Annotated in this window: 19 protein-coding genes, 5 tRNA genes and 1 pseudogene; 12 read left to right on the top strand and 13 right to left on the bottom strand. The window is 31.6% G+C overall.

Annotation, left to right across the window (positions count from 1 at the left end):
- Positions 1-20 precede the first annotated feature (20 nt).
- The 4 genes from ACTS9J_RS12890 to ACTS9J_RS12875 are packed head-to-tail and all read right to left on the bottom strand — an operon-like array spanning position 21 to position 3369.
- Entirely contained in the window at positions 21-1160 is a 1140-nt protein-coding gene (locus ACTS9J_RS12890; protein ID WP_115001412.1) for an acyl-CoA dehydrogenase family protein, read from the bottom strand.
- 52 nt (positions 1161-1212) lie between these two features.
- Positions 1213-2013 carry a type IX secretion/gliding motility protein PorT/SprT gene (porT, locus tag ACTS9J_RS12885; RefSeq protein WP_038334485.1) on the bottom strand — a complete coding sequence of 267 codons (801 nt, stop codon included), beginning with the start codon at positions 2011-2013 and terminating at the stop codon, positions 1213-1215.
- A gap of 26 nt (positions 2014-2039) precedes the next feature.
- Positions 2040-2780 carry a bifunctional demethylmenaquinone methyltransferase/2-methoxy-6-polyprenyl-1,4-benzoquinol methylase UbiE gene (gene ubiE, locus ACTS9J_RS12880; protein ID WP_448353304.1) on the bottom strand — a complete coding sequence of 247 codons (741 nt, stop codon included), beginning with the start codon at positions 2778-2780 and terminating at the stop codon, positions 2040-2042.
- Positions 2781-2805: 25 nt separating this feature from the next.
- Positions 2806-3369, bottom strand: a complete 564-nt coding sequence (locus ACTS9J_RS12875) for a hypothetical protein (protein WP_448353303.1) — start codon at positions 3367-3369, stop codon at positions 2806-2808.
- Positions 3370-3492: 123 nt separating this feature from the next.
- Here ACTS9J_RS12875 and ACTS9J_RS12870 point away from each other — a divergent pair, with 123 nt between their 5' ends.
- The gene (locus ACTS9J_RS12870; protein ID WP_291090892.1) at positions 3493-4566 is read left to right on the top strand and encodes a 3-oxoacyl-ACP synthase III family protein; all 1074 of its coding nucleotides are present in this window, start codon (positions 3493-3495) and stop codon (positions 4564-4566) included.
- 23 nt (positions 4567-4589) lie between these two features.
- Positions 4590-5648, top strand: coding sequence for a chorismate synthase (gene aroC / locus ACTS9J_RS12865; protein ID WP_291090890.1), 1059 nt, complete (start codon positions 4590-4592; stop codon positions 5646-5648).
- Between the two features lie 133 nt (positions 5649-5781).
- On the opposite strand, the gene ACTS9J_RS12860 is transcribed toward aroC, so the two are convergent.
- A complete protein-coding gene (locus tag ACTS9J_RS12860; protein ID WP_125348776.1) occupies positions 5782-6462 on the bottom strand; it encodes a LytR/AlgR family response regulator transcription factor in 681 nt (226 codons plus the stop codon).
- The gene (locus tag ACTS9J_RS12855) at positions 6449-7516 is read right to left on the bottom strand and encodes a sensor histidine kinase (protein ID WP_052217739.1); all 1068 of its coding nucleotides are present in this window, start codon (positions 7514-7516) and stop codon (positions 6449-6451) included. The genes ACTS9J_RS12860 and ACTS9J_RS12855 overlap by 14 nt, the downstream gene beginning before the upstream one ends.
- A gap of 142 nt (positions 7517-7658) precedes the next feature.
- Between ACTS9J_RS12855 and ACTS9J_RS12850 the strand changes: the two genes are divergently transcribed.
- On the top strand, positions 7659-8483 hold the full coding sequence (locus tag ACTS9J_RS12850; protein WP_280038012.1) for a DUF5694 domain-containing protein: 825 nt from the start codon (positions 7659-7661) through the stop codon (positions 8481-8483).
- 209 nt (positions 8484-8692) lie between these two features.
- On the opposite strand, the pseudogene rplI reads toward ACTS9J_RS12850, so the two are convergent.
- The 3 genes and pseudogenes from rplI to rpsF all read right to left on the bottom strand — a co-directional run.
- Positions 8693-9190: pseudogene (gene rplI / locus ACTS9J_RS12845) on the bottom strand (50S ribosomal protein L9); the annotation flags it as partial.
- A 21-nt stretch (positions 9191-9211) separates the two neighbouring features.
- On the bottom strand, positions 9212-9514 hold the full coding sequence (gene rpsR / locus ACTS9J_RS12840; RefSeq protein WP_019976570.1) for a 30S ribosomal protein S18: 303 nt from the start codon (positions 9512-9514) through the stop codon (positions 9212-9214).
- A gap of 8 nt (positions 9515-9522) precedes the next feature.
- Positions 9523-9870, bottom strand: coding sequence for a 30S ribosomal protein S6 (gene rpsF, locus ACTS9J_RS12835; RefSeq protein WP_038334492.1), 348 nt, complete (start codon positions 9868-9870; stop codon positions 9523-9525).
- A 338-nt stretch (positions 9871-10208) separates the two neighbouring features.
- Here rpsF and ACTS9J_RS12830 point away from each other — a divergent pair, with 338 nt between their 5' ends.
- On the top strand, positions 10209-11513 hold the full coding sequence (locus ACTS9J_RS12830; RefSeq protein WP_180904959.1) for an aminopeptidase P family protein: 1305 nt from the start codon (positions 10209-10211) through the stop codon (positions 11511-11513).
- A gap of 73 nt (positions 11514-11586) precedes the next feature.
- On the opposite strand, the gene pncB is transcribed toward ACTS9J_RS12830, so the two are convergent.
- Together pncB and ACTS9J_RS12820 are read right to left on the bottom strand one after the other, a co-directional pair.
- The gene (pncB, locus tag ACTS9J_RS12825; RefSeq protein WP_280062556.1) at positions 11587-12789 is read right to left on the bottom strand and encodes a nicotinate phosphoribosyltransferase; all 1203 of its coding nucleotides are present in this window, start codon (positions 12787-12789) and stop codon (positions 11587-11589) included.
- A 96-nt stretch (positions 12790-12885) separates the two neighbouring features.
- On the bottom strand, positions 12886-13641 hold the full coding sequence (locus ACTS9J_RS12820) for a hypothetical protein (RefSeq protein WP_286494656.1): 756 nt from the start codon (positions 13639-13641) through the stop codon (positions 12886-12888).
- 67 nt (positions 13642-13708) lie between these two features.
- On the opposite strand from ACTS9J_RS12820, the gene ACTS9J_RS12815 reads away from it, so the two are divergent.
- A complete protein-coding gene (locus ACTS9J_RS12815; protein ID WP_180904955.1) occupies positions 13709-14122 on the top strand; it encodes an RNA-binding S4 domain-containing protein in 414 nt (137 codons plus the stop codon).
- Here the strand turns inward: ACTS9J_RS12815 and ACTS9J_RS12810 are convergent.
- Together ACTS9J_RS12810 and ACTS9J_RS12805 are read right to left on the bottom strand one after the other, a co-directional pair.
- On the bottom strand, positions 14119-14646 hold the full coding sequence (locus ACTS9J_RS12810; protein WP_180904953.1) for a shikimate kinase: 528 nt from the start codon (positions 14644-14646) through the stop codon (positions 14119-14121). The two genes, ACTS9J_RS12815 and ACTS9J_RS12810, sit on opposite strands and share 4 nt — an antisense overlap.
- A gap of 2 nt (positions 14647-14648) precedes the next feature.
- Positions 14649-15254, bottom strand: coding sequence for a hypothetical protein (locus tag ACTS9J_RS12805; RefSeq protein ID WP_115001390.1), 606 nt, complete (start codon positions 15252-15254; stop codon positions 14649-14651).
- A 298-nt stretch (positions 15255-15552) separates the two neighbouring features.
- Between ACTS9J_RS12805 and ACTS9J_RS12800 the strand changes: the two genes are divergently transcribed.
- The 7 genes from ACTS9J_RS12800 to ACTS9J_RS12770 all read left to right on the top strand — a co-directional run bounded on the left by ACTS9J_RS12800 (position 15553) and on the right by ACTS9J_RS12770 (position 19447).
- Positions 15553-15625, top strand: a tRNA-Lys gene (locus ACTS9J_RS12800).
- 96 nt (positions 15626-15721) lie between these two features.
- A tRNA-Lys gene (locus tag ACTS9J_RS12795) sits at positions 15722-15794 on the top strand.
- A 51-nt stretch (positions 15795-15845) separates the two neighbouring features.
- Positions 15846-15918, top strand: a tRNA-Lys gene (locus ACTS9J_RS12790).
- Positions 15919-15969: 51 nt separating this feature from the next.
- A tRNA-Lys gene (locus tag ACTS9J_RS12785) sits at positions 15970-16042 on the top strand.
- Between the two features lie 50 nt (positions 16043-16092).
- A tRNA-Lys gene (locus ACTS9J_RS12780) sits at positions 16093-16165 on the top strand.
- 140 nt (positions 16166-16305) lie between these two features.
- Entirely contained in the window at positions 16306-16797 is a 492-nt protein-coding gene (locus tag ACTS9J_RS12775; protein ID WP_448353302.1) for an AsmA family protein, read from the top strand.
- A gap of 265 nt (positions 16798-17062) precedes the next feature.
- Positions 17063-19447, top strand: a complete 2385-nt coding sequence (locus ACTS9J_RS12770) for a hypothetical protein (protein WP_448353301.1) — start codon at positions 17063-17065, stop codon at positions 19445-19447.
- Positions 19448-19576 lie beyond the last annotated feature (129 nt).

Here is a 19576-nt window from a genome sequence, read left to right as displayed (position 1 = left end):
ATAATTATATTTATTTAAAATTATTTAGCAATTCCTCTCGAAATTACAATTTTTTGAATTTCTGATGTTCCTTCGTAAATCTGAGTAATTTTTGCATCGCGCATCATACGTTCTACATGATACTCGCGAACATAACCATTTCCTCCATGAATTTGAACGGCTTCCGAAGCAACTTCGTTCGCTGTTTTAGAAGCAAATAGTTTTGCCATTGCACCAGAAATAGAAATATCTTTTCCTTCGTCTTTCTCAACCGCAGCTTTAAAACATAACATACGAGCAGCTGTAATATTAGTTGCCATATCTGCTAATTTGAATGCAACAGCTTGGTGATTGATGATTTCTGTTTTGAATGCTTTACGAATTTTTGCATAATCTAACGCTAATTCATAAGCACCTTGTGCAATTCCTAAAGCTTGAGAAGCGATACCAATACGTCCTCCGTTTAAGACATTCATTGCGAAAGCAAATCCAAATCCGTCTTCACCAATACGGTTTTCTTTTGGCACTTTAACATCATTAAAGAATAATGAATGTGTGTCAGAACCACGGATTCCCATTTTTTGTTCTTTTGGTCCAATTTCGAAGCCTGCCCATCCTTTTTCTACGATGAAAGCATTGATTCCTTTGTGACCTTTTTCTGGATCAGTTTGAGCGATTACTAAATAAGTAGAGGCTGTTCCACCATTCGTAATCCAGTTTTTTGTACCATTTAATAAATAGTGATCTCCCATATCTACTGCAGTAGTTTTTTGAGAAGTCGCATCAGAACCAGCATCTGGCTCAGATAAACAAAATGCTCCAATCACTTGACCAGAAGCTAATGGTACTAAATATTTTTGTTTTTGATCTTCGTTACAATATTTTTCCATACCAGCACAAACCAAAGAGTTGTTAACTGACATGACAACAGCAGCAGAAGCATCAACTTTAGCGATTTCTTCCATTGCAATGACATAAGAAACGCTATCTAAACCAGATCCTCCGTATTTTGGGTCAACCATCATACCTAAGAATCCAAGTTCTCCCATTTTTTTTACTGCATCAGTTGGGAAAGTAGATGTTTCGTCGCGTTCGATAACTCCTGGTAATAATTCGGCTTTAGCGAAATCACGAGCAGCTTCTTGAATCATTAATTGTTCTTCCGATAATTGAAAATTCATGTGATTATATTATTTATGGTTTTTATTATTTTATGATTATGACTTTAAATTTTTATTCAAATTTTAGAGAAAAAACAAATGCTCTGGTTGATAATGAATTCAAACTTCCTGTCCAATAAGGATCTGTAGAAGGTTTATCAGGAACAATTTCATTATTAAAGAAGAACATACCTTTTAGGGCTGGTGTAAGTTTAAATCGTTTGAAATAAATTTCAACACCAATTTCTGCTTGCCAGTTAAAGTTATTCGTTGTTGTTCTGAAAACTCCAGTAGCGTTATCGTCTTCTTTATTTTCGTTCGATTGTAAATTCATTAGATAACCCAAACCTCCTTGAATATATGGACGTGTATTGAACCAACGATCTCCGTGAAAGTTAAGTAACAATGGGATTTCGATATAAGTAGATTTTACTTCGCGTTTTACATTAGAATCTTCTAAATCTCCTTCGTAAGTACCAGTTGATGTTCCAGCTAAAGGGGCGTTACGAAAATGTAAAATACGTTGTGCAAAATGCAATCCTGGTTCAGACTTTAAGTCGATGTAATCATTCACACGCATTTTAGCGATTAATCCAACAGAGAAACCAGCTTTACTTTCTTGATCTAAATAAACTAAACCGTGTTCATTTACTCCATCATCTTCTGGAATTTGAGGAGCTCCAGGGACAGGGTTAGTTTGTGCTTTAGGAACAATCTTGTAACTCATCATATTAGTTCCCAAGAAATATCCAAAACTAAATTTTTTCTGATCAGTTTCAGTTCTGTTTTCGCTTCTGTCATTATTAGGGCGAAACTGTGCATTTGCAATGCTAGCAACAGTTAACGATAATGCGATGATTAGATTTTTTCTCATAGACTTTCAACGAATAACAAGCAAATTTATTTTATACTTTTATAAATGCTTGCAATACCAAAAGTAAGTTTTTTATCAATAGGTTGTGTAAATTTTACACTTTTCAGAATGTTTTTCATTTCTTCTCCATGTGGAAAAGCACGAACTGAATCTGGTAAATAGGTATAAGCACTTTGATCTTTCGAAACCATTTTACCAATTGCAGGTAAAATATTTTTAGAATAAAAAGTATACAACTGTTTCATTGGAAAAGCTGTAGGATAAGAAAATTCTAAAATAACAAAAGTTCCTCCAGGTCTTAAAACACGATTAATTTCTGCTAAACCTTTTTCTAAGTTTTCAAAATTACGAACACCAAAAGAAACGGTTACACAGTCAAAAGTGTTATCAGGAAAAGGTAAATTTTCAGAATCTCCTTGTACCATGTCGATACGTTCTTCCAAACCTGCTTCTTTTACTTTTTTGCGACCAACTTCCAACATTCCGTTAGATAAGTCTAATCCAGTAATTTTTGCACCGGTATTTTTACCCATCATAATCGCTAAATCTCCTGTTCCAGTCGCGATATCTAAAATCGTTTGTGGTTGAGAAGCTTTTACCATTTTGATGACATCTTTTCTCCACTGAATATCAATTCCCATTGATAAAACGCGGTTTAATAAGTCATATTTAGGAGAAATGTTATCGAACATTTGTTCGACTTGTTTCTTTTTATTTAGATCTGATGCTTCGTAAGGAGTTACTGCATCGTGTTGATGATTTGCCATTTTGTAAAGTTATAAAATCTAAATCTTATTCGTAATTCTCGAAATAAAATTGTTTAAAATCTTCTTTGTTAAATATTTTCGATAAATCAGTTGCTTTCTCGCTTCCACTACTTTTTATGAACATTTTAGGATAATCTTGATCGATGTTATAGTAAAAGTTTTCGATGTATAATTGAGAAGATTTTTCGATAATTCCGTGATAAATCTTGTTATCTATTGCAATATTGTGTGATAAAAAGATAGAATCTTTGTTTTTTCTAACACCATAAGGTCGTGTAAATGTATAATATTCTTGATGCGTTGGATTTATAAAACCATTTGCTCTCGTAATATCTACAACTGTATCTACATTTTTGTTATTAAAACTATAAACGATATGCGCTTTTCCTTTTTTCAAGTCTACTCTTGCATTTTGTTGCGGTGCAATTGTAAAATCTTTATCGTTAATTTTGATTGTCAAGGTTTTGTTTGATGGATTATCAATCACATACCCATCTTTTTTGCTTAGAAAAGTGTTATAAATAACAACGATTAAAGCAGCTAATCCACAGACGATTAAAAGACCAATTAATGAAGGATTTTTTTTCATGCTGCTAAATTAAATATACTTTATTAATTTCGGTATGAGTTATTACATATTTTTCATGACTATTTTAATGAAATGTGTAACTTTGTCGCTATTATTTTTTTATTAAAATTGAACAATATTAATATGATAAACTCTGTAATTACAGGTTCTGGACACTATTTACCGAATAGAATTGTTACGAACGAAGATTTTGTTAACCACGAATTTTATGACGAAAGTGGAAATCGTTTGGATAAAACTGGTGAAGAAATTACGCGTAAATTTGAGGAAATTACAGAAATCAGAGAAAGAAGATATGTAGAAGATGATTTATTAAATTCTGATATCGCAACTTTTGCTGCTAAAAAAGCAATTGAAGAATCTGGTGTTAATCCAGAAGAATTAGATTATATAATCGTTGGGCACAACTTTGGAGATATTGATCCTGTTGGTCATCAAATTGATATCATGCCGTCAATTTCGGCAAAAGTAAAACACAATTTAGGAATCAAAAACCTAAAATGTAAGCCTTATGATATGACATTTGGTTGTCCAGGTTGGATAGAATCATTGATTTTAGGACATCAATTTATTCAAGCAAATATTGCAAAGAAAGTTTTGGTAATCGGTTCTGATACGTTATCTCGTGCTGTAGATCCGCATGATCGTTCTGCGATGATTTTTGCAGATGGAGCAGGAGCAGTTGTTTTGGAAGCGAAAGAAGCTGATTATAAATATGGAATCATCAATCACGAAACGTTAAGTTATACAGGTGATGAATTGGCTTACTTGACAAATGGACGTTCTGCAAATCCAGATTATAAAGGTTCAATCAAAACGATTAATATGAAAGGTCGTAAAGTTTACGAATTCGTATTAAAAAATGTTCCACCAGCAATTAAAGAATTGTTAGATGAAACAAATTTATCAATTACCGATATTGATAAAATTTTATTGCACCAAGCAAATGCAAAAATGGATCATGCGATGATAGAGCGTTTATATAAATTATATGGTGTAGCTGTTCCAGAAAAAATTGATCCAATGACAGTTCAATTCTTAGGAAATACATCTGTAGCAACGGTTCCTACAATGTTTGATTTAATAAAAAAAGGAGAATTAGCTCCTCATCAATTTCACGCAAATGATAAAATTATTTTAGCTTCTGTTGGAGCTGCAATGAATGTTAATGCAGTGATTTATCAATTCGAAAAATAAAAATAAAAAACACATATACTATTGTGAATACATTCGGAAGACTATTTAAAATTTCGACTTTTGGTGAAAGTCATGGTGTAGCGATTGGAGGTGTAATTGATGGTGTTCCAAGTGGAATCGAATTAGATTTTGATTGGATACAAGCGCAATTAGATCGTCGTAAACCAGGACAATCTGCAATTGTGACACAACGAAAAGAACCAGATAGAGTACAATTTCTTTCAGGTATTTTTGAAGGAAAAACAACAGGTGCTTCTATCGGGTTTATTATTCCGAATGATAATCAAAAATCTCACGATTACGATCATATAAAAGACGTTTTTCGTCCTTCTCATGCCGATTTTACATACGAAACCAAATATGGTGTTCGCGATCATAGAGGTGGAGGAAGAACTTCTGCGCGCGAAACGGCTAATTGGGTTGTTGGTGGCGCTGTTGCAAAACATGTGATTCCAAATATCAATATTACAGCTTATGTAAGCGGAGTAGGTGAGTTGAAGTTGGATAATGATTATTCTACATTAGATTTTTCTAAAATTGAAGATACTGCGGTTCGCTGTCCAAATTTAGAAATGGCAGAAAAAATGATCGATCTTATCAAAGAAATTCGCAAAGAAGGTGATACAATTGGTGGTGAAGTTACCTGCGTTATTCAAAATGTGCCAGTAGGTTTAGGTGAACCAATTTTTGATAAATTGCATGCTCGTTTAGGGCAAGCAATGATGTCGATAAACGCGGTGAAAGGTTTTGAATACGGCGAAGGTTTTGATTCAACATCAATGAAAGGTTCAGAAATGAATGATCAATTCAACCAAGATGGAACAACAAAAACCAATTTTTCTGGAGGAATACAAGGTGGAGTTTCAAATGGGATGGATATTTATTTCAAAGTTGCTTTCAAGCCAGTTGCGACATTAATGCAAGAACAAACGACGTTGAATGCTGATGGCGAAATGGTCGAAATGCATGGAAAAGGTCGTCATGATCCTTGTGTTGTTCCAAGAGCCGTTCCTATTGTAGAAAGTTTAGTTGCGATGGTTTTGGCTGATATGTTGCTGATACAACGAACAAGAAATATATAAATAACAAAAAACTCCAACTGTAAAAGTTGGAGTTTTTTGTTATTGTCATTCTGAATGCAGTGTTAACGAAATGAAGAATCTGAGATTTTTCGACAAGCTCGAAAAGACAAGTATTTTTTGTTCTTAATAATTCTTAACCAAAATCCTTCATTTCTTTTCGATAAGTTTCTCCAATTGGTAAAATTTTCTGATTGAGATAAACAGAATTTCCATCAATAGAAGTTAAAAAATCAAGATTGATGATATACGAACGATGAATTCTTTTGAAATGATTTGGTAATTTTTCTTCGAAAGACTTCATGGTTTCTAAGACTAATATTTTTTCAGTTTTGGTATGAATTCGAATATAATCTTTCAAACCTTCAATGTAAATTAAATCTGAAAAATTAATTTTTACTTGCTTTCCATTTGCTTTTACAAACAAATAAGTCGACTGATTTTTAGTTGATGTCGTTTGAAAAAAATCAACATATTTTTTTATAGAGGCATCAAAACGTTCTTTCGTAATAGGTTTCAATAAATAATCAACCACATGAAAATTAAAACTTTCTAAAGCATAATCTTGATAAGCTGTTGTGACAATGAATTTCTGAGAATGATCAAGGATTTTCATCAACTGAATTCCAGTCAATTCGGGCATTTGAATATCTGTGAAAATAAGATCAACTTTATTATTTTTGAGAAAATCAATTGCTTCAAAAACTTCAGTTGTTGCAAGTGAAACAATTAAATTTTCATTTTCAGAAGCATGTTTTTTCAATAATTCAACAGCTAAAGGTTCATCGTCTAAAATAATACACTTAATTTTCGTCATTTAATGGAATTTTTAAGTAAATATGAAAGGTTTCATAATCGTTTTTAATTTCGAAAGTATAATTATTTCCGAAATAATAATTCAATCTTTTTTTCAAATTCGTTAATCCAATTCCTGAAGTTTCATCTTTTTGATGTTGATTAATTTTATTTGAAACGGAAATCTCAAGGTATTCAGAATTAGTTTTTAAATTGATTTTAATTGGATGATTAATGTCTTTTACAACACCATGTTTTATTGCATTTTCGATTAAAGGCGAAATAATATATGGATGAATTAATTTTTTAGAATTCTCAATCAAAAATTCTTTTTCGACATAAAATTTTTCTCCATAACGAATCTGCTCCAAATCTAAATATTGATTGATGTAATCAATTTCTCGTTCAATTTCAATTTTATCTTTATTGGTTTCGTAGGTTGTAAAACGCATAATTGCACTCAAATTTTCGATTGCTTTTAACGAATGAGGAGAATTTACACTCACCAAACTATAAATATTATTGAGTGTATTAAACAAAAAATGAGGATTAATTTGAGATTTGAGAAAATTAATTTCAGCTTCTTTTTTCTCTTTTTCAATGATGTTATTTTGTTTTAGTGTATGGATTGAATGGAATGTCATCCATAAAAAAAGTGACGAAAAAACGATAAAAGAACCATAATGTAAATTGTCGTAAATGTAAAAACTAATCGTTGTTCCTTCAAAATAATTGACTTTATGGAACAAAAAATCTGTAATAATTTGCTCAATAAAATAACGAACAATAATGAATGTTGTAAAGGAACATACTATAGAGAATAATATCGATTTCCAATTTATTTTTTTAAGAAAATAGGGGGCAATAAAAAAATAGATAATAAAAATTGTAATTAACTGAACAATATACATTGTTGATGCAAATAATGTAATTGATTTAAAAAATGAATTTCCGTTAGTTAGATTAACTAATCCAATTGTTATGTAATCAAACAGAATGTAAATAACCCAAAAACCTAAAAGTATAAATACGCTTTTTTGATTTGAGAAGCTTAAATTTTTTTTATCATCTTCCATTGTTTTTGTTTTTTGTAAAATTAGATTCTTTTCTACATAAAAGTGAAGTGATTCGTCGATTATTCAAATGGGTTAGTCGATAAATAAAAGTCAATTTTTTCAGAATCATAGAAATTTGAATCATAATTAAAAATTAACTCAAATGAAAAACTTATTTATTGCAATTGCTACATTTATTGGTACTATGAATTTATCTGCTCAAACAAAATATCAATTTCAAACAAAATTTGATGATGCTATTCCAGTTCTTAATATGGGAACTTTTCACATGGGATATACTCCAGATGCAAGTACGACTGAATTTGATGAGAATAACCAAGATAATGTTCGTCAAATACATGAAATAGCAAAGCAGATTGCGGCTTTTAAACCTACAATTATTTTAGTTGAACAAAATCCTTCTCGCAATAAAGTGTTGAATAAACTTTTTCAAGATTATTTACTTAATCCTAAAATGAAGTTTGAAAATCCAAACGAAGTTGAGTTATTGGCTTATGAAGTTGGGAGACTAAGCGGATCGAAGAAAATTTACGGAATTAATTATCAAGAAGATTATCTTTATATGCTTGGTGATTTGTTGAAAGAGCAAGATGATTCGATTACATTCAAAAGATACATTGAAATGTTCCGAAATAATGAATCGAAAAATGGAGTAACAAAAAAAGATGTAAAATTAAAAGAGTTATTGCAGTACTATAATCAACCAGAATTTTTAGATTTTTCTGTTGCAGTTAATGCGGATATGTTAACGACGGTTTCATACAAAAAATATCCAGTAGGAGCAGAGCAAGCGGCGAAATATTATCATAGAAATTTAGCCATGTTCTCAAATATGAATAATGTGCCAATAACAAAAGACGATCGTATTTTTGTATTAATGGGAGCTACACATACGGCTTTCTTTAAAGATTTCTTACGACGTTCACCAAAGTTTAAAGAAGTAAATACGTTAGATTATCTAAAATAAAAGCATAAAAAAAACCTCGCAAATTGCGAGGTTTTTTTTATATAGTTGAATAATAATTATTCTTCTGTAGATGGAGTTTCTTCTGTCGCAACTTCTTCAGATACTTCCTCTTTTTTCGCTTTCTTGTCGTTAGCGTAAATTGGGTTATCATAGTTGAAGAAAGAACCTTCTTCTTTAGTAGCATTAGCTGCTTTTTGAGCATCTAATTTAGCTAATTCTGCTCTAGTTTTAGCAGCTTCTTCAGCAGCTTTGATAGATGCAGCATCTGGTACAATTTCAAATCCGAAATCTACTTCAACATCTCTGTGGAAACGAACTTTAGCTTCGTATTTTCCTAAACGTTTGATAGTATTTCCAGGGATTCTAATGTTTTTCTTCTCGATTTCAACACCAGCTTTTATTAAAGCTTCTGCTAAATCTGCATTGTTGATAGATCCAAATAATTTGTCTCCAGAACCAACTTTAGCGTCGATTTTAACAACTAAACCATCTAATTTAGCCGCTTTTTCTTTCGCTGCAGCGATTAATGTAGCTTCTTCTGCTTTACGAGCTTCTAAAACTTCGTTTAATGCTTTTACGTTATTTGGAGTTGCAACTGATGCTAATCCACGAGGGATTAAGAAGTTACGTGCGTATCCAGGTTTTACTGAAACAACTTCAAATTCAAAACCTAAACCTTCTACATCTTGTCTTAAAATTACGTTCATGATATTTTAATATTTAGGTTATTATTTTAATTGATCACCAATAAATGGCATTAATGCTAAGTGACGAGCTCTTTTGATCGCTTTAGAAACTTTTCTTTGGTATTTTAAAGATGTTCCTGTGTAACGACGAGGTAAAATTTTACCTTGCTCATTCACGAATTGAATTAAGAAATCAGCGTCTTTATAGTCAACGTATTTGATTCCAAATTTTTTGAAACGACAATATTTTGAGTTTGATTGTGTTTCGATATCTAAAGGAGATAAATAACGGATTTCTGATTCGCTACCTCCAGCTGCTTTTTTTGCTAAATCGTCAATTGCCATAGCTTTGCTTATTTGTTAGAGTTAGACTTTAATTTTGTTCTACGTTTTTCTGCCCAGTCCATACCGTGTTTGTCTAATTTCACAGTTAAGAAACGGATTACACGCTCATCACGTTTGTAAGCAACTTCTAATTGAGAAACTAACTCGTTATTGTCTGATTTAAATTCTACTAAGTGGTAGAATCCATTTCTTTTGTTTTGAATTGGGTAAGCTAATTTTTTTAAGCCCCAGTTCTCTTTTGCTACGATTTCACCACCGTTAGCAGTAACAAAGTCATTGAATTTATTAACTGCTTCCTCTACCTGAGAATCAGATAGAACGGGAGTCAAAATGAAAACAGTTTCGTAATGTGTCATTTTTAACTTCTTTTAAGTTATTATTTATACTAAAATTCGAGGTGCAAATATATAAATAATAATCCAAATATTACAAATGAATATTTATTGAATTTTTATTAATACCTTATTTATTGAATATTATCGTTTTATCATATTGATCTTCAAAAAATATTGACTTTTTTTAAAAAAAATTTGCAGTTTAAAAAAAGTAGCTTACATTTGTCAACATAAAAGGCTAATGGCTTTTTCATAGGTTTAGGTTGGTTAAGGTTAAAACCCTCGTTTCTGCGAGGGTTTTCCTTTTTTTTCTAAAAACATCTTCTTAAATTTGGTCATAATAATTAATGTAAAATTTTATGACAACAAAATACAATCCTATTCCAAGCGAGTTATTCGTAAAGAACAGAGCGAAATTTGTAAAAGCAATGAAACCTCGTTCTCTTGCTATTTTCAATTCTAACGATATTTATCCAATTTCTTCAGATTCTACGTTACCGTTTGCACAACATCGTGATATTTTTTATTTATCTGGAGTTGATCAAGAAGAATCTATCTTATTAATTTTTCCTGACGCTTACGATCCTAAATATAAGGAAGTATTATTTGTTCGTGAAACAAACGATCATATTGCAGTTTGGGAAGGAGAAAAATTATCAAAAGCTCAAGCAACAGAAGTCTCTGGAATCAAAACTGTACTTTGGTTACAAGATTTACCAAATGTTTTGCGCAAATTGATGGTAGAAGCAGATAATGTTTATGTAAATAAAAATGAGCATTATCGTGTAACAGAAGCACCTCAAGTAGAAACGCGCGAAGATCGTTTTGTAAAACAATTGAAAGTAGATTATCCTGGACATACTTATTTACGTTCAAACCCTATTTTGCAACGTTTACGTTCTGTAAAAGAACCAGAAGAAATTCAATTGATTCAACAAGCGTGTGATATCACAGAAAAAGGTTTCCGTCGTATTTTAAATTTCGTAAAACCTGGAGTTTGGGAATTCGAAATCGAAGCTGAGTTTGTTCACGAATTTCTTCGTAATCGTTCAAAAGGTTTTGCATACACGCCAATTATTGCGTCTGGAAATAATGCAAATGTGTTACATTATATTCAAAATAATCAAGAATGTAAAGACGGTGATTTGATTTTGTTTGATGTTGCAGCTGAATATGCAAATTATTCATCAGATATGTCACGTACAATTCCAGTTAATGGAAAATATACAAAACGCCAACGCGAAGTTTATGACGCAGTTTTACGTTGTAAAAAAGAAGCGGAAACGATGTTAGTTCCTGGGAATAATTGGTACAAATACCATGAAGAATTAGGAAAAGTTTATACTTCTGAATTGTTAGGTTTAGGTTTGTTGGATAAAGCAGATGTACAAAATGAAGATCCAGCTTGGCCAGCTTACAAAAAATACATGATGCACGGAACGTCTCATCATATGGGATTAGATACACATGATTATGGTTTATTGACTGATGATTTTGTGGCAGGAATGGTTTTCACAAACGAGCCAGGATTCTATATTCCAGCAGAAGGTTTTGGAATTCGTTTGGAAGATGATTATGTAATTCAGAAAGAAGGAAAACCTTTCAACTTGATGCAAAATATTCCATTAGAAGCAGAAGAAATCGAAGATTTAATGAATAAGTAATCTTTCATTATATTAAATGATAACAAAAATGGAACTCAATATTGAGTTCCATTTTTTATTTTAAAGAATATTCTTAATCATTTTCTGGCGCATCATGTGATGGAATGTCATCTAAATCTAACATTTCTTTTGCAAGAGCAATCATACGTGGCGTTCCGGTATGTTTATTTTTTTCGTCCGAAAGTTTTACAACACCTGTCCATTTTATATCAATAGAAGAAATTTCGGTCAATTTCATCACGATATTCATAGGTTTTAAATCAGTGTCGTTTGTTAAGTTGGTTCCAATTCCAAATGATAATCCAATTCTTCCTTTGAAAGCTTTTGTAATCATTTCCACTTTTTCTGAATTTAATCCATCCGAGAAAATAATCGTTTTGAATAAAGGATTGATGCCCATTTTTTCGTAATGCGCAATTGTTTTTTCTCCAAACTCAATCGGATCTCCAGAATCATGACGAACACCATCAAATAATTTAGATAATTTTTTATCAAATTGTCCAAAGAAAACATCCGACGTATAAGTGTCAGTCAAAGCAATTCCTAAATCACCATAATAAACTTTTACCCAACGATCTAAACTGATTGAATTCGCGATTTTGAATCCGTAACGTGCACCATGAAACATAAACCATTCGTGAGCGTGTGTTCCAATTGGTTTTACACCATATTTATGCGCAAAGTGAACATTCGAAGTTCCAACAAAGCTTTTTCCTTTATGGTTTGTTAATTCTTTCATTACCACATCATGAACTTCGTAACTGTGACGACGACGGGTACCAAATTCCGCAACTGTAACGCCAAGACGATTGTATAAATCAACTTTATCGCTTGTACGTTTTGTGATTTCTTCGTTAGAAATGCGTTGCGCATTTGTTAATTTATAGAAAATTTCACTAATCAAACACAAGATTGGAACTTCCCATAAAATAGTACGATACCAATATCCTTCTACGTGAACTTCTACATCAGTACCGTTTTGAGTGATTTTTACTTCATTTGGATCATAGCGATAACCTTGCAAAAAATCTAAATAAGCAGGACTTAAATAAGGGCAATTTATTGTGAAAAAATTTTTTTCGTCTTTGGTTAAAGAAAGCGAAGCCATTGCATTGATTTCTTTTTGCAGTTCTTCCGCAAAACCTTCAGGAAATTGATGTTCACCACGGTTAATGAATTTATAGCGCGCCATTACATCTGGATACAATTTTGTAACGCCAAATTGCATGGTGAATTTATAGAAATCGTTATCGATAATAGATTTTATTATACTCATTTTTTAGGTTTAATTCTAATACATTTTGAAATTTAAAGATAAAAAAAAACCATCAATACAGATGGTTTTTGTAAGATTATCTTATTTTGAAGATAATTATTCTGTTGTTCTTTTTTCGATTTTAGGTAATTCGAAATTGAAAATTATAGTTGCATCTCTATAAGCTGAAAATTCAGTCAATCCTGTGCTTGTAACATAATATTTGTTTCTCGCATAAGCTAAACGAGAAGGTAAAATAATTACACCTTGAAAGTTATACAAGTCAGTTGTAGCACGTTCAGTTGTTTTGAAATGTTTTAATCCTTCTACAAAGTTTTTTAATTCGATGTGTTCTCTTTTTACCCCATTTTTAATTTCAGTTGCTGTTGGTGTAAAGTAATAAAAAGTTGGATCTTGCGTAGCAGAACCATCTCCAGTATTTATACTTGAGTAATAAAACTGATCCAAAGAACCATATTTTCTTTTGTAGTCTGTACTATTTGTTGCAACAAAATATGTTGAAATAGAACTTAGATAAATAGAAGTACTATCATTAGAAATAATAGTTTTTCCTGTTCCTTTATGATTAGGATTTTCGGCATACCAAATTCCTAATTCATCTTGCTTTGCTAAAGATTTTAATGTTGGATAAGCATCATCTTCGTTTCCTTTGATGGTATCAAATTTTGTAAGTACACCTTTAGAGTTGAAGTAAAAATCTTCCATGTATTGTTGAATCGCTTCATCATCTAATGCATTACGTTCTTCAACTGGAATCTTAGTTTCTTTATTCACACCGTTATCATCATCATTATTACATCCTACTAAAACAGCAGAACATGCAATTAAAGTAACGAAGAATTTCTTTATCATGTTATTTCGATTTATATTGCGAATTTAGAAAAAATATTAGTTTAACCTAACAAATATTCAGTTTTAAATGAGATTAGATAAATTTCTTTGGAGTGTTAGATATTATAAAACGAGATCTTTAGCGGCTGATGCGGTTAAAAAAAATCGTGTAAAAGTAAATGGAGATGTAGCAAAAGCGTCGCGAGATATAATTCCAGGTGATGCGATTGAGGTGAGAAAAGATCAAATAAATTTATCTTTTAAAGTATTGCAAGTGCCAAATAATAGAATTGGAGCTAAATTATTAACCTTACATATTGTGGATACAACGCCAAAAGAAGAATATGATGTGTTAGAGCTTCGTAAACTTTCGCAAGATTATTATCGTGAAAGAGGTGAAGGTCGACCAACGAAAAAAGATCGTCGAGATTTGGATGATTATTTAGAAGAGGGAGGAGAAGATACTGAAGGTATCATTATAAAAGGAGAAGATTTGGATTAATTCCAAATCTTCTCCTTTTTAAGATGTTTCATAATTTCGTCCAAAATCTCTAATGTACTTTGGTTTGAAATGCTGATTGTATATTTTGCCTTTTCATAATATTGATTGCGTTCAAATAAATGTTTCGCAATAAACTCCATCATTTCTTCATTAGAAAGATGAGCAATTAAAGGTCGAGTTTCTTTTTTATTTTCCAATCGTTTCACCAATTGCGGTAATTGTACACGCATGAAAAATGAAATTGAATTGTTGGCAATCTCATTCATATTATCGTAATAAACAGGAGTTCCACCGCCTAAAGAAAGCACAATGTTTGTTGAAGTCAGAACTTCTTTTAAGGCTTCTCTTTCTTTTTTACGAAAACCTAATTCGCCTTCTTTTTCAAAAATCTCACTAATTTTTGTTTGATATTTATTTTCGATAAAATCATCAAGATCGATAAATTCGAAACCCAATGCTTTGGCTAAATCTTTTCCGGTAGTCGATTTTCCGCTACCCATATATCCTACTAAAGAAATAATCATGATTAGTCTACTGGTAAGTCTTCTGAATAAAAAATAGTTAATCTCGCATATCCATCAAACGTATCAATTTGATATGAATACGTATTCTCCAAACGTCTTGCATCATAACGTTCAACATTATAAGTTACTTGATAATCTTCGTTAGTAACGATTGAATTTGAATGATGGTATTTAGATTTTGGCGCATCTTTTTTGATTTCTGCTCTATATTGATTCAAGAATTTAATAGGAAAAGAATATGTTAATTTATAAACAATCTCTTGCGAAACCTGTATTGCTGTTATTTTATTCAAAAACATCGTTCCTTGATTATTGTTTTTAATCTTCAAAGAATCTAAACGATCTGAATTTTGAATGTATAAATTTTTTCCAAGTTTAGAAACCTTGAAACAACGATCATTCAATTTTTGATGAATAATCTGTGGTTGATCTTTTATTAATTCCTTTAATTCTTTCAATGCAAAATTAGACAAATGTGCATCTTTTGTTTCCTGATTACAATTGTTTGCATATTCAGAATCGGGTACGTCTGCCTCTGGGTTGTCAGATTTTTTACACGACACTATCGAAAACAAAGCAATAATAATATATAGTATATTCTTCTTCATTCTAAAATTTCAATCTTTAAATAGCGTTCCGAAAATAATTTCGGTTCACATAGATTTAGATTTGCTGGATGACAAATATAGTATATAAATCATTTATCAAATATATAAAATGATGTTTCTATGGCTTATTTTTTCAGTTTTCTTATCCGAAATTCTATCTTTCAAAAAAAAACTAAAAATTTATCTAAATTTAAGTTCTTAAAACCGAAATGATTAATTAATAAATTGTAAAAAACTTCACAAAACGTTTGTTAAATTAGTATTAAACGCCCTATATTTGCACTCGATTTAAGAAACCGACCTGGTAGCTCAGTTGGTAGAGCACAACACTTTTAATGTTGGGGTCCTGGGTTCGAGCCCCAGCCAGGTCACTTAGTCAAAACGTTCTTTTTTATATAAAAAAATAAAAACGTCTTTCGTTTTGTAAACTCAGATATAATCGTATATTTGCAGTCCGAAAAAACGGAGACCTGGTAGCTCAGTTGGTAGAGCACAACACTTTTAATGTTGGGGTCCTGGGTTCGAGCCCCAGCCAGGTCACAAACTTCTAGTTATTGAGAAGTCTAAAAACAATAACAACTCCAAAATGGAGACCTGGTAGCTCAGTTGGTAGAGCACAACACTTTTAATGTTGGGGTCCTGGGTTCGAGCCCCAGCCAGGTCACTAACTTCTAGTTATTGAGAAGTCTAAAAACAGTAACAACTCCAAAACGGAGACCTGGTAGCTCAGTTGGTAGAGCACAACACTTTTAATGTTGGGGTCCTGGGTTCGAGCCCCAGCCAGGTCACAAACTTCTAGTTATTGAGAAGTCTAAAACAATAACAACTCCAAAACGGAGACCTGGTAGCTCAGTTGGTAGAGCACAACACTTTTAATGTTGGGGTCCTGGGTTCGAGCCCCAGCCAGGTCACAAGAAGCCAAACAGAAATGTTTGGCTTTTTTTATGCAAAATAATTGAGGTCAACATGATAAATGTTGCGGTAAATATATATCGTATTGTTTCCGATTAACTTCTATTCTCAGTTACTTTGTTCAACCGATTTTATGATTATGAAGAAGAAAAAAACAGTTCTCTCAAAATTAATGAAGGTAATTAAGATTACTGGATTTTCTTTGGGAGGAATTATATTAGTTTTGTATGTTTCGCCTTATTTTTTTAAGGATCAAATTAATGAAGGGATAAAAAGTATTGCTGAAAATTATGTGAAAACTGAAATTGAATTCAAGGATTTGGATATTTCGTTTTTCAATCATTTTCCTAAGCTAACGGTTACCCTAACGGATTCTTCAATCAAAGGTTCTACGCCATATCAAACCGAAAATTTAATCTCTGCGAAAGAAATTGCACTTGGTGTAGATGTCAAAACGTTGTTTGATGATAAAATAATTTTTAATGAATTATTTATTACAGATGCAGCGATTAATCTGAAAATAGATAGTTTAGGTCGTAATAATTTTGATATTGTTAAGCCTTCTGATGAGGTTGAAAAAGAAGAAGAATCGAGTGTAGGATTAGCGTTGAATAATTTTAAAAATTGCTAATTCTAACTTTTTATACGATGATCAATCATCTAAAACCTATTTAAAATTAGATCAATTTGATTACGATGGACTGATAGATTTTACAGAAAATCAGTTAACATTAAATGCAAAAACGGATATCAAAAATGTCAATTTTAGTTTTGATGAGCAGAAATATGTTAAGAATTTACCTTTAAAAGGAAAAATCAATTCGAAAATTGATTTAAATAATTTATCTTTTTATTTTACTGAAAATAATCTCGAATTAGGTCAATTTCCTTTTTCGTTGAAAGGTTCTTTGTTGATGCCAAATGAAAGTAAAGTTTTTGATTTAACAATTTCATCAGAGAAAAATGATTTGCAATATATTCCTGCGATTATTCCAGAAGCGTATCAAGAATGGGCAAAAGACGTGGAACTGAAAGGTTCTTCGACGATTCTTTTCACGATGAAAGGGGTAATGAATTCGATGACGAATCAGAATCCAGATATTCATATTGATGCAAAAATTGATGATGGATGGATGAATTATAAGAAATCATCTTCTCCAATCAAAAATATAAATCTTGTTTCTACTGTTGATTTACAAGCGTTAGATCCTGATAAAATGCGTGTGAAAGTGGATAATCTTGATTTCAAATTGTTAGATGGAACAACTAAAACTAATTTCACGTATTGGGCGGGAAAAACAATGTTTTCGGAAGGAATTATCGAGTCAAGTATTGATTTGGAAGCCTTGAAAAATGCAACAGGTTTCAATCAATTTGACGCAAAAGGAATTCTTGATATGGAAGGAAGTTGGAAAGGTTCAATCGTTCAAAATGCGAAAAATCCTTTAAAAAAAATTCCAACGTTTTATCTAAAAGCTAATCTTGAAAATGGTTATTTCAAAATGAATGAAATGCCTGCGGCTTTGGATCACATTAATTTGGATTTGACGATGAAAAATACAGATGGAAATATCAAAAATACGTCTGTTTTGGTTCATAAAATTGATGCAAAAGCGATGGATAATTATATGATTGGACGATTAGAATTGAAGAATCTGAATAATTTTCCGATTAATGCAGATTTTGGTGCTAAAATTCATTTAGAGGATATCTACAAAATTTATCCAATAAAGAATATTGATATGCGAGGCGATTTGCTTGTGAAAATGAAAGCAAACGGGACGTATGAGCCAAAACGTAAAAAAGTTCCGGTTTCTAATTCGGTCGTTATTTTGAAAAATGGTTACATCAAATTACACGAATATCCGAATTTACCTTTAGAAAATATTACGGTAGAAACGCATATAAAATCGGGTAGAGGTTCGTTTAACGATTTGTCAATAGATGTTTTGCCAATCAAATTTACGTTGGCAGGAAAACCATTTATGGTGAATGCAAATCTGAAGAATTTAAACAATTTAGATTATCGAATTCATTCAAAAGGTGAATTGAATTTAGCGAATATTTACAAATTATTTCCAATTGAAGGTTTAGATGTTGATGGATTAATTGAAACTAATTTTGGTGTAAAAGGAAATAATGGAGCGCCTTTGGAGAGTTTTCAAAACAAAGGTTTTGTGAAAATTCAGAACATTAAGATTAATACAAAATTCTTTCCGAGCAAATTTGTTATCAAGCAAGGAGATTTCCGATTTGAAGGAAGTCATCTGACTTTTAAAGATGTAAAAGCGCGTTATAAAAAGAATGTTTTTGTATTTGATGGAGATGTTTCGAATTATATCAATTATGCGTTAAAAGATAATGAAATGCTAAAAGGAACGATTAATTTCAAAACAAATCGTGTCAATATTGATGATTTTATGGCATTTAATACCGAATCGACAGCGACTAACTCGATAGCTGCGGAAGAAGGTGTGGTTTTGTTGCCGAAAAATGTAGAATTATCGATAAAAGGTCAAGCAAAAGAGGTTTTATTTAAAGATATTACGTTGCAAAATTTCGAAGGAGATTTAGGTTTGAAACAAGGGAATCTTGAACTTCAAAATACTAAATTTAATTTGATTGGTTCTGAATTTACAATGAACGGAAATTATGTGCCAACAAATGCGAAAAAAGCGAAGTTTAATTTTACTGTAAAAGCCAGTAATTTCGATATTCAGCGCGCTTATCACGAAATTACGTTGTTTAGAGAATTGGCAAGTGCAGCGGAAAAAGCGCACGGGAAAGTTTCAATGGATTATCAGCTCGAAGGTGATTTGGGCGCAGATATGTTCCCGAAATTGAAAACCATAAAAGGTGGAGGGGATTTTACGTTAGAAGAAATTAAGTTTTTAGGATTTAAAGTATTCAATTCGGTTGCAGAAAAAACGTCGACAGATGCGTTGCATGATGCGAATGTGAAGAAAGTGACGTTCAAAACGAAGATCGAAAATAATGTAATTACGATAAACCGTACGAAATTCAAAATTGCAGGTTTTCGTCCACGAATAGAAGGTCAAGTGACGTTAGACGGTTATATGAATCTTGGTATGCGACTTGGTTTGCCTCCATTTGGAATTATCGGAATTCCGATCAAAATTACTGGTCCAGCGGATACGTTTGAGGTTGAAGTGGGGAAATATCATAAAGAAGATTTGAATGAAACGGATGACGAATTTGATGAATATCAAAAATCATTAGAAGAAGAAAAGGCAAAGCAAGAAGCTGTTCAAGCCAAATAATAAATATAAAATCCTTCAGAATTTCTGAGGGATTTTTTCATTATAAATAGTGATTGCGAATCATCAATAAAAAGTGTATTTTTAGATTCAAAATCAACTAAATCTGAAACTTACAACTGCAATAAAAAA

The sequence above is a fragment of the Empedobacter sp. ULE_I140 genome, from assembly GCF_053482575.1.
Note: the sequence above shows the minus strand (reverse complement) of the source record. Positions and strands in the feature narration are given on the sequence as shown.